Origin of the sequence: uncultured Parabacteroides sp. (assembly GCF_947855115.1) — a bacterium.
In the GTDB taxonomy this organism is placed as follows: Bacteria; Bacteroidota; Bacteroidia; order Bacteroidales; family Tannerellaceae; genus Parabacteroides.
Window position 1 is genome coordinate 94,389 of sequence record NZ_CANTZW010000001.1, and the last position, 17,335, is coordinate 111,723.

Consider the following 17,335-nt stretch of genomic DNA (forward strand, 5'->3'; position numbering starts at 1 on the left):
GTACTGGGTACAACCACATCCCCACACAGGGCCGTACCCTTCCCGCTACAGCAAATCCACGAACTTATCGAACATGAACTCCGTATCCAGCGGCCCGCTGCACGCTTCCGGATGGAACTGGGAAGAGAAGAAAGGCTTTGTCTTATGCTTGATCCCTTCGTTCGTCCCGTCATTCATATTGACAAACAGCGGTTCCCATTCCTCGCCCAGCGTATCATTATCCACGGCATAACCATGATTCTGCGAGGTAATAAAGCATTTCTCCGTACCTACCATACGTACCGGCTGGTTATGGCTACGATGGCCATACTTCAACTTATAGATAGAAGCCCCGCCAGCTTTCGCCAACAACTGGTTCCCCATACAAATACCACAAATCGGTTTATCCCCCGAAAGCGCCTTACGGATATTCCGGACAGCGGCATCGCAGGTATCCGGATCGCCCGGGCCGTTACTGATAAACAAACCATCGTATTCCAAATGATTGAAGTCGTAATCCCAAGGTACACGAATCACCGCCACGTTACGCCTCAACAAACAACGAATGATATTATGTTTCACGCCGCAATCCAAAAGCACGACGTGCTTTTGGGATTGAGAATTGAGAATTGAAAATTGAAAATCGGGGGCTTCTGATAAAGAACAGGTCTGACTCGTACCATCGGGCAGGTAACAAATAATCTCCTTACACGACACCCGATCCACATAGTTCACATTTTCATAATTTTCAATTCTCAATTCTCCATTTTCAACTCCGTTATCGGCATCGCCGATAACGATGCGTCCCATCATCACACCATGCTCACGTAATTTCTTTGTCAGCGCACGGGTATCGATACCGTATATGCCCGGTATCTTCTCCTCCTTCAACCAGTCGCCCAAGCTACACTCGGCATTCCAATGGCTATACTCATGACTATAGTCGCTGACGATAATCGCCTCGGCATGTATCTTCTCGCTTTCCATAAACGTAGCGATCCCGTTCGACCCGAACGTACGGGGCGGAACTCCGTAATTACCAACGAGCGGATAAGTCAACACCATCAACTGGCCCGCATACGAAGGATCTGTCAAACTCTCCGGATATCCGGTCATAGCGGTATTGAACACGACTTCGCCCGCCACCGGTTTCTCATAGCCGAAAGAGTAGCCACGGAAGACGGAACCATCGTCTAACATCAAAGTTGCTGTCCTCATAAAAAACTTCGTTTTATAATATAAAAGGAGCATCGGAAATTAAGCTGAACAAGCTATCGCCCGTCATAATTTTCAATTCTCCATTTTCAATTTTCAATTAATTAAGTATTCTTCTTCCATATAGTGAATAAAAGCCTCGTTCACTAACCGAGTCCCGCCCGGTGTCGGGTAATCGCCGGAGAAATACCAGTCACCCGGATAATCCGGGCAAGAGGCGTGCAAACCCTCCAAGGTCTGGTAAACGATCTCTACCTTCGCCCGTGTCCCTGCCGGGGTAAGCAACTCCACCATCTTAGCGGATATCTCCTCGTCCGTAAACGGGGCGTACACCTCCTTTACGTAATTGACCGTTGATAACGGACTGCCGACTGCCGAGTCAAGAGGTCTTTTAACCGCCAACTGTCCGCTGTCAACCGCCAACTCTTTCCTCGCCTTTCGATAAGCGTCCAAGATCACGTATTCCATCCCCCGGTCACGCAACAGGGCCACCGCCGCCTTGAAAGCGATAAACTCGTTCATCCGAGACATATCGATACCATAATAATCCGGATAACGTACCTGCGGAGAAGAACTTACGATCACGATCTTTTTCGGATGCAGGCGGTCCAAGATTCCAATAATACTCTGGCGCAAGGTAGTACCCCGCACGATACTGTCATCTATCACAACCAGATTATCGACAAAAGGTTCTATACTCCCGTAAGTAATATCATATACGTGCGCCGCCAGGTCATTCCGGCTATTACCCTCGGCGATAAAGGTGCGCAACTTTATATCTTTTATCGCTACCTTCTCCGAGCGTATCCGCATGGAGAGGATTTGTTCCAGCTCCTCTTCCCTGAGCAGGTGGCTACGATCGGCGATCCATTCTTTTTTCAGCTTGTTCAAGTAGTTGTTCAACCCCTCCTGCATTCCGAAATAAGCAACCTCGGCCGTATTCGGGATAAAGGAGAAGACGGTATGGTTCAAGTCGTAATCCACCGCTTTCAGGATCGGATGTACGAGGTTTTCCCCCAAGCGTTTTCTTTCCCGGTAGATATCCACGTCGCTACCTCGCGAGAAGTAGATGCGCTCGAAAGAGCAGGCCTTGTTCTCCTTCGGCTCCACGATCCGGGAGGTATGCCATTCGCCTTTTTTGTTGACGAATATCGCTTCTCCCCGGCTCAATTCCCGGATATCCTCTACCTGTACGTTCATCACGGTCTGTATAACCGGACGCTCGGATGCCAGCACGATGATCTCATCATCCACATAATAGAAGGCCGGACGGATTCCCCACGGGTCTCGCACGCTGAACGACTCTCCACTGCCGGTGATGCCGCAAATCACGAAACCTCCATCCCACCCCGGCACACAGCGTTTCAATACGTTCGACAAATCGATTTGATCCTCGATGGCATGCGTGATATCCATCCCTTCTAATCCTTCCGCTTCACACTTCCGGTAGAGGCGCTCCACCTCCCGGTCCAGCCGATGCCCCAACTGCTCCAGCATGATATAGGTATCGGAATATCTCCGGGGATGCTGTCCGATCGCCGTGATCTCCTCAAATATATCATGAACATTTGTGAGATTGAAATTCCCGCATACGGCGAGGTTCTTGGCACGCCAGTTGTTGCGTCGTAAAAAAGGATGGATATAAGAGATTCCGGATTTCCCGGTGGTACTGTAACGGAGGTGACCCATGTAAAGTTCTCCGGCGAAAGGTAGGTTGGCTTTGGCGAATAGCGGATCGTTGAGTTGTTCGGGGGGTAAGTCTTTGTAGGATTCGTGAACGGCGGCAAATATCTCGGTAATAGCTCCAGTTCCGACGGCCCGTTCACGAAACATATATTCCTCTCCGGCATTTGCCTCTAGCTTCACGCAGGCTAAACCCGCTCCTTCCTGCCCTCGGTTATGCTGCTTTTCCATCAGCAAATAGAGTTTGTTCAGTCCATACATCCAGCTACCGTACTTCTGGTGATAATATTCCAAGGGTTTCAGTAACCGGACCATGGCAACACCACACTCATGCTTCAATACTTCCATTATAGAATCAACTTTTTGATTTTGCCGCAAAGATACAGACAATCCCTAACATATTGTTTAAACAAACCTGAAATATTTGACACTTTCACGGAAAATATGTTTTTATCGGACGTTTAGTTAAGAAAGCTTTCGTTTTATAAGCAAAAGGGAGAGTTTATTTTCAATCCATAATGAGGGAAACTTATGGGTTGACTTATTCCACCACCACTACCTAAAAACAAAATAATCACCCCAGTCACTCATTACCTCCCGAAAGGGTAATGAATGTCCAAGATGATTATTTTTTAGGCATATAAGGTTTACCCCCTATGCCACATATGCGTGCTGTTGTTTTACAATATAAAATATCTGTTATTGTATTCCTATACACTCATAGGAAAAACCGGCTTCATGAAGTTCATGGGCATCGTAAATATTGCGGCCATCGATCAATAATGGATCACGCATAAGTTTTTTTAGTACAGCCCAGCTAGGGATACGGAATTCCTTCCATTCCGTAACCAGTAACAACGCATCCGCATCCACCGTAGCGTCATACATATCACTCGCATAGAAGACCTTGTCGCCAAGCCTACGCATGCACTCCGTCATGGCGATCGGATCATACACCTTGACCGTAGCACCCGCTTTCGTCAGCAAATCAACCAAGACCAAAGAGGTAGCCTCGCGCATATCATCCGTCTCCGGTTTAAAAGCCAAGCCCCACAGGGCCACCGTCTTACCGGATAAGTCCGGGATATGTTTTTGAAGTTTATGAAACAACACACTCTTTTGCCTCTCATTCACCTCCTCGACCGCTCTCAATACATTCATCGTATAGCCATTCTTTTCCGCCGTCTTGATCAACGCCTTTACGTCTTTCGGGAAGCAAGAGCCGCCATAGCCGCATCCCGGGTACAAGAACTTACTACCGATACGACTATCCGAGCCTATCCCCTTACGCACCATGTTCACGTCAGCACCCACCAGCTCACAGAGATTGGCGATGTCATTCATAAAACTGATACGGGTAGCCAACATGGAATTAGCGGCGTATTTGATCATCTCGGCAGAAGGCACATCCGTAAAGATCAAACGATAGTTATTCATCATGAATGGCTTATACAACTTCTCCATCAACTTCCGTGCCCGATCCGATTCCACGCCGACCACCACACGATCCGGTTTCATGAAATCGTCCACCGCATTTCCCTCTTTCAGGAACTCCGGATTACTGGCCACGTCAAACTCAACAGACACACCCCGTTTATCCAGTTCCTCTTGGATAGCGGCCTTCACCTTACGGGCCGTACCCACCGGTACCGTACTTTTAGTCACCACTAACGTATATTTATTGATATGTCGCCCTACCGTGCGGGCCACCTCCAGCACATAGCGCAGATCAGCGCTGCCATCCTCATCCGGAGGCGTACCCACCGCACTGAACACCACCTCCACATCATCCAGCACAGAGGCAAGATCCGTCGTGAATCTCAAACGTCCGGCATTATAATTCTTATGGACCATATCCTCCAAGCCCGGCTCGTAAATCGGGATGACACCCTTCTTCAAGTTCTCGATCTTCCCGGCCATCACATCCACGCACGTAACGTCCACACCCATCTCCGAAAAACAGGTACCCGTTACCAAACCGACATATCCTGTTCCGACAATCGCTATCTTCATACCGTAGAATTTATTTTTATAGATTATAATATGATTTGAACCACGCCACGGTTCGATTAACACCCTCTTGAATATCCGTTGAGGGCTTAAAACCCACCGCCCGTTGAAGCAACGTAGTATCGGCGTTCGTCTGGTACACGTCCCCCGGTTGCATCGGAAGGAAATCCTTCACCGCCTCTTTTCCGCAAGCGATCTCAATAGCTTGTATAAAATCCATCAACCTGACAGGCCGGGAATTGCCTATATTATAAATACGATAGGGCGCAGAAGAGGAACTGGGATCCGGGTATTCCGGGTTCCAACCCGGATTCGGTGTAGCCGGCCGGTCCAAGACCCGTATCATCCCCTCCACGATATCATCGATATACGTGAAGTCACGTAGCATATCCCCGTTGTTGAACACCTTGATCGGACGATCGTGCAGAATAGCGTCGGCAAACAAGAAAGGAGACATATCCGGTCTCCCCCACGGCCCATACACCGTAAAGAAACGCAAACCCGTGGTAGGAATCCCATACAATTGGCTATACGCATGTGCCATCAACTCGTTAGATTTCTTGGATGCGGCATACAAGCTCACGGGATGGGCGATACTCGTTTTCTCGGAGAAGGGCACATCCGCATTCAGCCCATACACGCTGCTGGAGCTGGCATACACCAGATGCCTCACCTGATGATGCCTACATCCCTCCAGCACATTGATAAAGCCATCCAAGTTCGATTCCACATACGCATACGGATTCGTGATCGAGTAACGTACGCCCGCTTGGGCGGCCAAGTTAATCACAGCGTCAAACCCCTCGTTGGCGAAAAGCATCCGCATCGCTTGCCGATCCTCCAGGTTCATCCGGATAAAACGGTATTTCTCATACGTATGGCTCGGAGTCAATTTATACCAATCCACCTCCTCTTCCCCTATACCCGCCTCTTTCAAGCGGCCATACTTCAAGGCCGTATCATAATATCCATTGATATTATCCAACCCCACGACCTCGTCTCCCCGCCCCAGCAAACGCCGTGCGACGAACGAGGCGATAAAGCCGGCAGAACCAGTCAGTAAAACCTTCATAAATACGTAAATTGAAAAAAGATTTGTGTAAGAAAGCCTGTTACAGGCAGAAAATAAAGCTTTGATGACTATTTAGAACAACGAGGAGAAAGACTTCTATAAATATTCAGTCCTTCTTTATTTGTTCGATAAATAATAGTATCTATAAAATAAAATTTCCCATCTATACCATAAAGGACATTATTTGGCACCGCATCAAAGATATCATACCCTCCATTCGTATAATATTCTCCTCCAAGCTCAGAGGTAAAGCCATAAGATAACAATGAAGCACAGATCTCATCTTCCGCAGCCTCTCGTTCAGACCGGACGAACGGTTGTGTCAACACAGCACAAATACTTTTTGATGAATTTAAGGCAAAACCTATTAAATCATAGGCGCAATCAGGAATATAAAGATCATGGACGTCTATTCTTTCAAAAAAGGAATTTAAATTATCATCTGCATATCTAAAATCATTCAATTCAAAAAGAAACTCTGAATCAAAAGAAGAATAAACCTCATTCCCAGATCCCCTATCTGAGAAAACACCAAGAACAGAAATATCAGAAATCCAACATCCTGTATTTACAGTAAATTATCGGAGAGCCCCAATTTGGACTCCCTTGCAATACGCTGTTCCCGCAAGCACTTGAATTGAATCAAACGTTCAAGAGATAGCGGCTGCCTCTGCCAAGACGCTATGGAACGTTTCTTGGCCTCTATATCCGAAAGGTGATGCTCGTTCAATTTGCTCATTGTCATTCTTTATCAATTTTATATTGATACAGACATAACTTTCTCATTTGAGATAAGCAAACATACCCAATAAGAAAATCTAATCTTTAATGCATCAACCTATCATAAATCACCAAATGCTTTACGATGACATCATCCAAGGAAAAGTCCCGTTCCGCTATTTGTCGGGAATTAAGTCCCATTCGTTTCCGTAAATCTGCGTCATCAATCAAGACCCTCAATTTTTCCGCTAGCGCCTTGCTATCTTTAATAGGCACCAAAAATCCATTCACCCCATCCTCTACCGTATCCTTACACCCGATAGAGTTTGTCGTGGCGATAGGCCGCCCAATAGCTGTGGCCTCAATCAACGATTTCGGTACCCCCTCTCGGTAATAGCTAGGAAAAGCTACGATATGAGAAGACCTCAACAAATCCGGAACATCCGACCGATATCCCAACCATTGTATATAATTTCCATCGCAACGATCATTCAACTCCTCCTCCTTGATCGCTTTTGGATTCGATGATAGACCACCACACAAGAGGAAGCATATACGCCCCTCGTATTCTTTTCGGAGTAATTCCGCAGCATTCACCAATACCCAAACCCCTTTCTCTTCCACCATCCGCGCCGTGAACAGTATCCGAATTTTATCCGAGACAGGTTCCGAAGTATATGTGTATGTCTTTAGATCCACTCCCGATCCTTTGATGAACCGGATTTGATCGTTAGTTACCACTCCATTCTCGACAAACAACCGTTCATCCTCATGATTTTGAAAGATCTCAATCAAATTTTTTCGACGATGCGAGAAACGAAGGACACTCAATATCAAGCCCGTCAACCGGGATTCTTTCTCTAATGAGAACATCACCCCCAATCCGCTGACAGCGTTCACAACCCCCTTCACACCGGCCAACTTAGCAGCCAATCCACCCCAAAGGATGGTTTTCAATCCCACATGATGCACGATATCTGGCTTCTCCCGTTTATAAAGCCGATAAAGAAACCAAAAAGTCTTCAATTCCCCTATAGGATTCTTCCCCGTAGGATAAATGGGCAATTCCAGCATCTCCAAACCCAACGCTTCCACCTGTTCCTTACGCCCGGTATTCTTAGCCACGATCGTCACGTCATAACCGGCCTCTTGCGCACGCACGGCAAGATCCTTACGGTGCGTAAGAAGGAAATAGTCCTCGTTGAGGACGATAAATAATTTTGACATACAAATTAAATGCAGACTCCTCAATATTCCGTGAAATATTTCCCCAGTTCAAAGTCAAAAGAATCCGGCTTATAACCTTCATAGCCACTTCCTGGGTAAAATGTCAATTCCCCAAAATATATTTTACCATGAATATTATATAGATCTACACGAACGAATGGAAAATCCTTTCCAAGGATTTCTGCAATCTGAATCATTTCCTCAAAATTAATCGGCTTAGGACTCACAGAAACACTGGGATATGTACAAATAACGTCTAATAATTCCCACTTTTTCGTATATAAATTTCGTTTATGTAGACCGTATCTTCCTGTATCTTCCTGTATGCAACATACTTTTCCATTAAAACAAAAGAACTTATAATCTTCTATAGAACCATCTTCATTACGTTCATCTACTAATAATTCCTCGATAACTATTTTGGGATACTCTATTCCAGAATAGGCCCATTCTCTTCCACACGCATCTAATCTTCCTTTAAGCCATACATTCAATTTTTGCTTGAAATCTTTCTCATCCAGATGATTCTTATCTCGCACGATAATTACGTTTTGCCCACCTCCACCATTTGTCGTTTTTGCCACAAATTGGTTGGGAAGTCCATTCAATTCGATATCCTCCGCACGATCATACACACCATAACATATGTTCAATATATCACTGAGGCCTTTACTTTCCACATATTTTCGTACCTCATACTTATCGACACAACGACAAAGTCTTTCATCCCGATACTTCATTTTATATAGCTGTAATTTCTCGGTGAACCTTTTTGGCTTGTTGAAATCTAGCCAACACCCCATTTTTATATAATACTGCATACTCAGCATGAAACGGTCTGGCACAAATTGCAGCAAACGTAAAATCATAAAACGAAGTTGTTGATTTCTAAATATTCTTTTATAATTCATCTATACATACTTTTAATATCAGTCAGACATCAATAAATTATTTTGACTTGCTCCACTTGATGGCATGAGCAATATTCTATTATTTCTTCTGTATAATCACCCAAAGCATCAACGGCATTGTACAAAAACAACCAATAAGAATAGCCGGAACAGTTATATTCCAACAACTTAGGATTTCCTTCTTTATCCAAGCAAATATCCAAGGCCAAAAGCCTAAGATGATGATTCTTACGAGCCACCTCACAAGCAAAAGAAAGAATACTACTCCACTTTGGTATAACAAATTTTTCTTTAGTAAAATCAACCGAATTCCACTTCTCATAGCGATTTCCATATTGATCAGTGGCATAATGATTAACTTCACCCGTTTTAGGATTAACACCAACTCCAGCACCTCCCGCATGGCCATTATCACAATAAGCTCCCTCTTTACCTATACGCATCATAGAAGCAACAACATGGGGTAACTCATCTTTTGGAGAACGATAAACAGCTATACGTAATGTATTAACCGCCGTTGAACAAAATCGGGCCATAAAAGCATGCTGTTCAACAGCCTCTTGTAATATCCAATCATTACCGTATTTCTCTAAATCTATCACAGTAAATGGCTCACGATCCACTGTTTCCCATCCATTACCTTTCCTAAATAATTTTGTAACCCCCTTTCCGCTATCAGTGTCTACGGAGAGCTTTAGAATAAGTGCTTTAATATATGTTGGGATACAAAGAAAAGGATCACCCACAAACAAAGAATAATCACTGTCGAGAATTTTACCTCCATTGATCCTACGAGCAATAGTCTCAGGCAAAAACTCTTTGGGAAGATACTGAGCATACAAATTCTTATCAGAATAATACGCACGATATCTAATTGGATTAAGTACCGGTTCTATAAACGTACGCCCCACCGCTTCTGGAACAATATTTTCATTTTGTCCTATATATCGTAAGAATAAACGATAACTATAAGGTTCAACCTTATTCGATAGTCTCTCCCATTTTCTTATATATGCATCTTCACCCGGTTGTCTCTCTGCTGAATTATAACCAAGAGATCTCAATCTATTCTTAAATTGTTTAGAATATATATGATTGTTTATTATGATAAACACATATCCAAGTATGTGCTCTATTAAACAAAGTATTCCACGAATACCTACTCTATACTTTAAAATACTCATAATTTGATATAAAATAAATCATTTTACTTCTTGTATAAAATCCAAAGAATACTAACTATCAGTATCAAAACGATACTTATACGTATCCCCATAAGGTCCTAACTTTCTCATAAAACCATCTACAATTCCTTGAATTCCATATTTTAGATATTCCATTCCATTTTTGACCAGAATAACATGCAACCCTATTCTTACCAATACACGAGCAAAAGTTTTCGTTATAACTCTAAACCGATATCTTTTATAAACAGGATTATAAAGTTGTACAATATTGTTCCGAGCATGATAATAGAGCCTATAAGGATGATGTATATGCATCGTTCTTCCTCCTATATTCTTAGAAGAGTCACCCACATTATGAAACAGTCTCGCTCCCGCTGTCACAAAAACCTCATATCCCTTAGCTTTGGCACGATATCCCCATTCCGTATCAATCATATCAACAAAAAAATGAGGATTCATTTTACCAATTGTATGAAATACTTCGGTGCGAAAAAGAGAACCCGAAGCCATCACCCAAAGTACGGAAAATTCTCCTTCTTGCGGAAAAACTTGCCGTTTACACCATCTTTCATGTAATGTCACCCCGCAAATTTTACCAGATCCTTCCTCAATAGCTGTAGGTGCTACTACACCTACTCTCTTTCCTTGAGACAATAGTTTCGTTTCCACTTTCAACATTTTTGATATAAACCCCTGCTCCGGAGTGGAATCCTGATCAAAAAAGACAACATGATCAATGCCATTAGCCATAGCTATATCTATCCCTTGGTTTTGTGCAGCTCCTAAACCTATATTTTTTTTATTATATACTACGATAATTATATCTTGAACCTTCTTCACCTTTTCTATGAATCTCTTTATATCAGATAAATTTCTGGATCCGTTATCAATATAGACAAGTGCATCCACTTGTAAACATAAAGCGTGAAACTGTTTCTCTAAAAGCTTAAGATCAGGATTATAGGTTACAATAATAGAGTAAATCATTACTATTTACAAATTAAATTATTTCTAAAAACGCATCATATACACCTTTCAAACCATTCTTGAAATATTCTTTTCTACCAGTTACGAATGATTTAAGAACTCTAAGAGGAATCAGTACACAACGACGAATCTTAAAGCCCAAAGGTATATAGTTCAATTTCAGCAAAAGGAATCCATTTCTACAAATGTAATACTCTCTCATAGGGGAATGAGATGTAATTCTATCCATCTCTCCATTTCCCAATCTATGAAGCAATCTAGCCTTAGGAGATAAAAAAATCTTATAATCTTTGGACCTTGCTCGCATACACCATTCTAGATCTAAAAAATCAATAAACATATATTCGTTCATCAACCCTATATCCTCAAGTACAGACTTATGAATCAGTGTACCGGAAGCGATACAATAACTCACTTCTAAAGGAATATCTTTTAAAGCTAAAGTCTTAATATGAATACCATCAATCAATATACCCAAAACTGGAGAAGACTCGTCAAAAGCATTCACTATCCCAGGAGCCACGGCACCTACTTTTTCACCCTTTGAGAGGCAGAATAAATAAGTATCCTTCAAATCTTGAATCATAGAAGGAAAAAGTTCCGAATCTTGATCTAATAATAATATGAAATCAGCCCCCAATTCCAAGGCTTTTTTTATTCCTTGATTTTGAGCATATCCTAAGCCTTCGTTTCTATTGTTTAGGATGTAGTATATTCCATCTTCTTCCGGTAAGGCAAGCGGTAATGCAAGAGACGTTGAGTGATTGTCTACGTAGATGATTCCTGACACTTGCCCCCGGATGGATTCGTACTGCCGTCTCAAAAGGTCATGTTCAGGATTGTAGGTGACTATGATTACAAATACAGACATAAATAATACTTATTGGTCAATACACGAAATGATTTTTCCACATGTTCTCTCTTACGACATCTCTTTGTGGATTAAAAATTGAATAGTATGGAATCCATTGGTTATATGTTCGCCCCCTTGCAGCTGGAAGCATATATAAAATTGAAAAATAGGTTATGACAACCCAAAGCCAAACATGAGACATAGTTAACCTCACTACTTTCCTTTTATAAATAACCGGACTGATACATTCTGTTAAAAGTAGTAATAAAAAAGGAGTGGTATAGTTTGAAAACCGAGTGAAAATCAACTGAAAAAATAGAATTCCGATTCCCATTATTATTCGGACGCACAGGAAGCCCTCATACATTTCCGTATCCTTTTTTTTCATGTGCTTAGTGTACCAAAGTAACAACAAAGGTAATATTGCCACTGGGAACATCTGAAAAAGCGTCCATTTCAGATTGAATCGTTCCAGCCCTTGATAAGAGGAGATTTTTTCGCTAGCCACCTCACTCATCCCTATAACCAAATTTCCCTGCTCATAAATACGAAACAATGCCGAAAACACAACTACGGACATCGCTGCATACAGGATGAACTTCTTATCGAATTTTAAGTTCCTGACAAGTGGAAAAAGGAATAATATCGATGCCGACAAATGGAACATTAAGCTGACAAATGCCCCTATGTAGTATTTGCCCCATTTCCGCTCCCGATAGTATGGAAAGATTAAGAGGAAAACAGCAACGCTAATACCTTCTTTCATTATCTCAAAATTGAAATAAGTATAATAAGTACAAAGGTAGAGGAATATATACAGGAATGGATAATTTGAATATTTCTTTGCAAACCAGAAGAATGCACAATTAACGAGAATGGCTTGTATGAGTTGAAGAACATAAAAATCCGATGAAATGCTTTTTGCTAATACACAAAGTAGCAAATAAAAAGGCTGATAGCTAAAGTTGTAGAAATCGTCTACAGAGAAAGTGTTCCATGTGGGAATATCTGAATAAAACAGCATGTAATTCAGCGTATCTAGCCCTACACGATACCTCAGCCCTGATAAGAGTATGGAATACCACAATAATGTGTTGAACAAAAACTTTTTGTACCTTTTGTCACAAAACAAGGCACATAGGGCGAAGAAGAAAAGTATAAGATAGGGATACATAAACATTGAGACTTTACTTTTTCATACCCAAATAAAACAACAGATTCAAGTAACTTCGCTTTGCTTGGTATGAAAGCCAACTTTTATCTTGCCTATTATCATCCCTAATACATACTTGTCGATAATCGACATTTAGTTTATATTGACGACAGTATACATTCAAAAGCCGTTCTGCCATGAACCCAAAGACACGAGCTTGATAAGGATAGCCAGATAGAGGGATTCTTTTTTCTACGGCAAACAGTATATCGAACAACCACTCACAATAGCTTTGAAAAAGCTCTCTGTTGGTCATAAACATATTATACGGTGAAATACGGTTTGTCTTCTCCATTACAAAATCATATGCGGAAACAAAATCTGGATACTTTTCTATCAAAACAGCACGAAGCATATCCAGATCTTCTTTTATGTGCTGTATACAGTATTGCTTTTTTACGGAACATGAATATACATCCGGTTTCGCCAAAATGATATCTTTCCGCAACAACATTGTTTTTATTAGAGAAGGAGATACTGCCGCTTTGTCCCATGAATTGACAATATGCGTACATTTTCTTCCCCATCCATGAGTTTGTAGGTTAAAAAAACGTCGATAATGACAAAGTCCAACATAATCTATATCTTTCAAATTCTTCCAAGCCCAATACATGGCAGTCAGTTCACAATAATTGGAATTCTTCGCACTGATATTATCTCTCATATCATCCCCTTGAATACCCAAATCTATATTACTGACAGCTTTACCACACTGAATGGGCATATAAACATCGTTGTCAAGCCAAATACCCGGCTTATGGCAACAGACCAAGATTTTGACTTGTGAATCTCTATTCTTTTCTTTTTCCATATCATTCAATTTTCAAATCCAACACTTTTTCTATCACCTGATGCATATCGTAGTACTTGTACTCCGCCAGCCTACCTCCGAAAATCACACTTTCCTTGTCTGTCAGTTCCTTGTACCGGGCGTAAAGCCCGGTGTTCCGGACATCATTCACGGGGTAGTAAGGCTCTATGCCGTCATGCCACTCGATAGAGTATTCGCGTGAGATTATGGTGTAGGGAAGTTTGTAAACTTCTTCACCGAACATCTCAAAATGCTTGTGTTCGATAATACGTGTATAAGGAATATCTCGCTCCGTATAATTCACTACCGCATTACCCTGATAATTACAGTGCTCATGGATCTCCTCCTCAAAGCGTACCGTGCGATATTCCAACTTACCGAAACGATAATCATAAAACTCATCAATCTTACCAGTAAAAACAATCTTATCAGCCAAAGACTCCCAATGGCTGCGATCCGCAAAGAAATCAACGTTCGTCCGGGTTTCCACTCCCTCCAGCAAACCTTCGATCAATTTATTGTAGCCTCCCATCGGAATCCCTTGATAAGTATCATTGAAATAATTATTGTCAAACACAAAACGCACGGGTAGACGCTTGATGATAAAGGCGGGAAGCTCCGAGCATCTACGTCCCCATTGTTTCTCCGTATATCCCTTGATCAACTTCTCGTAAATATCCTTACCGATCAACGTCAAGGCCTGCTCTTCCAGATTGCGAGGCTCCGATACACCTGCGACACGCATCTGAGTCACAGCCTCCAACTTCTGTTCCTCTATCCTCGCCTTCGCCTCTTCCGGAGTTCTCACGCCCCACATTTGGTAGAAAGTATTCATATTGAAAGGCAGGTTATAGAGTTTCCCTTGATAATTGGCGACCGGACTGTTCGTATAACGATTGAAATCCACGATGGAATTCACGAAATCCCATACTTCTTTATTAGAGGTATGAAAGATATGTGCCCCATATTTATGCACGTTTATCCCCTCTATCCTCTCACAATACAGATTTCCCCCCAAATACGGACGTCTATCTATGACCAAACAACGCTTACCTTTCTTTCGGGCAAGACAAGCGTATGTGGAACCAAACAAACCGGCCCCAACAATCAAATAATCATATGGTTTCATTTTATTTTTTGATTAGTTTAGTCGCATAGCTAAAGACCTCCATAAATAAGACATCCCGCTTGATCCATAAGATCCCGGCATACACCAAAACTCCTGTCATCACACAAGAGGATACAAGATAGAAAGTATTAGAGATCCATAATGTTTGTCCGTAAAGTATCATCGCCATCGCCCCGGAGGCCCAAAGATAATTCAAGTAATCCCGCTCATAAAATCGGAACGGTAAATATTTACATCCTACAACAACCTGAATAAATAACACAATAAACTCAGCTCCAAAAGTCGAGATGGCAGCTCCTACCGCACCATAGGGAGGTATCAGCCACAGGTTTAGCAGAAGATTCAACACCGCTCCACCCACCGTACTCCAAATCACGATGCTCTCCTTTCCCAATGGATACAAGATCTGTAAACCGATCACGTTGCTCAGCCCGATGAACAAGATAACAGGTGCAGTCCAACAAAGTACGGGAACCGCCTCCAAGAACTCATCTCCGCAAAAGATACGTATAACAGGTATCGCCAATACGATCAACCCTACGATGCTGGGTAAAGATACCCCTACGACCAGCCGATAGGATTTGCTCGTCACTTTAGAGAAAGCCTCCATCTGCCCTGTCTCTATCAGATTGGAACAACGAGGTAATAAGACTACACCCAAAGAGGCGACCACACTCAATACCACATGCGACAATTTATTGCCAGCCGTATAGAATCCTACAGCGTCATCACCCCGCATAAAACCAAGCATCACCGTATTTAAATTTAAATAAATGCTAGTTACCAAGTTGAATACGAAAATACGCAACGAAGGGCGTAAATGCCGCCAAATGTGCAGCTCATCCCAACAAATAGAGCGTACCAGCATCCATTTCCGCAAATGGATGAAGTTGATTAAATTGTTACCTACCGTAGTACCCACCAAGACAAACGCATATATCAACAAATCCTCTTTACCCTTGACAAACAAAAAAAGAGCCAACGTTGCCAATAGACGAAAGCACAACGCCCTAATAGTAATAAACTTAAAATCTTCAATCGCTTGATAGAACCAATTCACGCCCAAACTGGTGAACAAAATCGTCAGACTTAAGGCATAGAATACACCTAATTGTGCAGATATTTGCGGCACATAAACACCCAATACAGCAACTACCACGTATCCAAACAAACAAAGAATAACGCTCAGCAGCAATATCTCTACCGTAATCCGGTTACGAATAACTATATCATCCCGATATTTGGCAACCTCTCGAACCGCATACATCGGTATTCCCAAACTGGTCAACAAAACAATATAGGCAACTATCGATTGCAAGAAATTCACGGAGCCAATACCTTCCGGCAGCAACACACGTGCCGCATAAGGGAAAGTAATGACAGGAAATATAATTCCCGTAACCGTATTAATAAAATTAAGGATGATATTTGTCTTTAATGTTGACATAAAGATGAGTACACAAACCACTCCCCTCTCGCCCGATAAACCAGTAGGACAAAAACTAAAAGTCGTGATTTAAAAAGAGTTTAAACTATATTTAGATAAGTTACCGAGACAAATTCCTCAACATAATACAAGTAGCAGAGTACAAATCCAGGGCCTCGTTACAGGAAGGAATACCTAAAACTACTCACAAATAACATCACTTCCCATACTCCCAAGAAGAGGTATTATTTATAGAGTATATTCCGTTTTTCCATAAATAATATTTACCGGAGGCAATGAATGCAATGTGAGCTTCTTATCCTCATCATAGGTTTGCGCGTTGATTCTATATTTTACCAAAATAGCAATTACCGCATAGTAACAAGCATAATACAACCTATTGACAGCCACATTATAGTACTGCCCCCCAATTAACAGATCAGCCTCTGTCAATGTTTCCTTGGCCCTCGCAATACGATAGGCTACCAGTTGTTAAATATTATATTCATCTAATTACTGTCTCATAGCCTTAATATCCTCATTCACCACATTCACATAAAAAGGTGTCTTGAAAGGTCTCTCTTCCCACTATTTTTTTGTATAGATCAAGGGGCTGATCGTAACATTTTCCAGCAGTTCCAAGTCATAAAGCGGGTAAGTGATCCCCACTACATCTTGATAAATGAGTTTGTCCTTATCCACTAAAATCAACAAGTCAACGTCCGAATCCATCTCCACATCTCCTCTGGCTTGCGACCCATAGAGGATAATCCCCGCTTGCGGAACTATCTCGTGAAGCAAATTCCCTATCTTACGTATTAACTGAGATCTAGTCATAGACAAATTATTTATAACAAGGTAAATATAGGAAAGAATCGTAAATTATGATTTATGATTTACAAATTATTAGCA

The 17,335-nt window shown here is 42.0% G+C and carries 16 protein-coding genes and 1 pseudogene; all 17 read right to left on the reverse strand.

Annotated features, from left to right (window positions below):
- Positions 1–45: 45 nt before the first annotated feature.
- Positions 46–1,197, reverse strand: coding sequence for a glutamine-hydrolyzing carbamoyl-phosphate synthase small subunit (gene carA, locus Q0110_RS00380; RefSeq protein WP_297900635.1), 1,152 nt, complete (start codon positions 1,195–1,197; stop codon positions 46–48).
- Positions 1,198–1,290: 93 nt separating this feature from the next.
- Entirely contained in the window at positions 1,291–3,225 is a 1,935-nt protein-coding gene (locus Q0110_RS00385; protein ID WP_297900638.1) for an amidophosphoribosyltransferase, read from the reverse strand.
- Between the two features lie 351 nt (positions 3,226–3,576).
- On the reverse strand, positions 3,577–4,890 hold the full coding sequence (locus Q0110_RS00390) for a UDP-glucose/GDP-mannose dehydrogenase family protein (RefSeq protein WP_297900641.1): 1,314 nt from the start codon (positions 4,888–4,890) through the stop codon (positions 3,577–3,579).
- A gap of 16 nt (positions 4,891–4,906) precedes the next feature.
- Positions 4,907–5,959: an NAD-dependent epimerase gene (locus Q0110_RS00395; protein ID WP_297900644.1), complete on the reverse strand. Its 1,053-nt coding sequence runs from the start codon at positions 5,957–5,959 to the stop codon at positions 4,907–4,909.
- Between the two features lie 68 nt (positions 5,960–6,027).
- Positions 6,028–6,516, reverse strand: a pseudogene (locus Q0110_RS00400) (hypothetical protein); the annotation flags it as partial.
- Between the two features lie 11 nt (positions 6,517–6,527).
- Complete coding sequence (locus Q0110_RS00405; protein ID WP_297900646.1) at positions 6,528–6,704, reverse strand: hypothetical protein; 177 nt, start codon at positions 6,702–6,704, stop codon at positions 6,528–6,530.
- 80 nt (positions 6,705–6,784) lie between these two features.
- On the reverse strand, positions 6,785–7,906 hold the full coding sequence (locus Q0110_RS00410; protein WP_297900649.1) for a glycosyltransferase family 4 protein: 1,122 nt from the start codon (positions 7,904–7,906) through the stop codon (positions 6,785–6,787).
- Positions 7,907–7,926: 20 nt separating this feature from the next.
- Entirely contained in the window at positions 7,927–8,817 is an 891-nt protein-coding gene (locus tag Q0110_RS00415) for an ATP-grasp fold amidoligase family protein (protein ID WP_297900652.1), read from the reverse strand.
- A 29-nt stretch (positions 8,818–8,846) separates the two neighbouring features.
- Complete coding sequence (locus Q0110_RS00420) at positions 8,847–10,001, reverse strand: sugar-transfer associated ATP-grasp domain-containing protein (protein ID WP_297900655.1); 1,155 nt, start codon at positions 9,999–10,001, stop codon at positions 8,847–8,849.
- A gap of 51 nt (positions 10,002–10,052) precedes the next feature.
- Positions 10,053–10,991: a glycosyltransferase family 2 protein gene (locus Q0110_RS00425; RefSeq protein WP_297900657.1), complete on the reverse strand. Its 939-nt coding sequence runs from the start codon at positions 10,989–10,991 to the stop codon at positions 10,053–10,055.
- A 13-nt stretch (positions 10,992–11,004) separates the two neighbouring features.
- Positions 11,005–11,862: a glycosyltransferase family 2 protein gene (locus tag Q0110_RS00430; protein ID WP_297900660.1), complete on the reverse strand. Its 858-nt coding sequence runs from the start codon at positions 11,860–11,862 to the stop codon at positions 11,005–11,007.
- A 16-nt stretch (positions 11,863–11,878) separates the two neighbouring features.
- Complete coding sequence (locus Q0110_RS00435) at positions 11,879–13,024, reverse strand: EpsG family protein (RefSeq protein WP_366139617.1); 1,146 nt, start codon at positions 13,022–13,024, stop codon at positions 11,879–11,881.
- Between the two features lie 7 nt (positions 13,025–13,031).
- A complete protein-coding gene (locus tag Q0110_RS00440; protein ID WP_297900663.1) occupies positions 13,032–13,868 on the reverse strand; it encodes a DUF4422 domain-containing protein in 837 nt (278 codons plus the stop codon).
- A 1-nt stretch (position 13,869) separates the two neighbouring features.
- Positions 13,870–14,997 carry a UDP-galactopyranose mutase gene (glf, locus tag Q0110_RS00445; RefSeq protein ID WP_297900667.1) on the reverse strand — a complete coding sequence of 376 codons (1,128 nt, stop codon included), beginning with the start codon at positions 14,995–14,997 and terminating at the stop codon, positions 13,870–13,872.
- Position 14,998: 1 nt separating this feature from the next.
- Positions 14,999–16,444, reverse strand: coding sequence for a flippase (locus Q0110_RS00450; RefSeq protein WP_297900670.1), 1,446 nt, complete (start codon positions 16,442–16,444; stop codon positions 14,999–15,001).
- 228 nt (positions 16,445–16,672) lie between these two features.
- Complete coding sequence (locus Q0110_RS18245) at positions 16,673–16,912, reverse strand: HEPN domain-containing protein (protein WP_366139624.1); 240 nt, start codon at positions 16,910–16,912, stop codon at positions 16,673–16,675.
- 99 nt (positions 16,913–17,011) lie between these two features.
- A complete protein-coding gene (locus Q0110_RS00455) occupies positions 17,012–17,260 on the reverse strand; it encodes a nucleotidyltransferase domain-containing protein (protein ID WP_297900673.1) in 249 nt (82 codons plus the stop codon).
- Positions 17,261–17,335 lie beyond the last annotated feature (75 nt).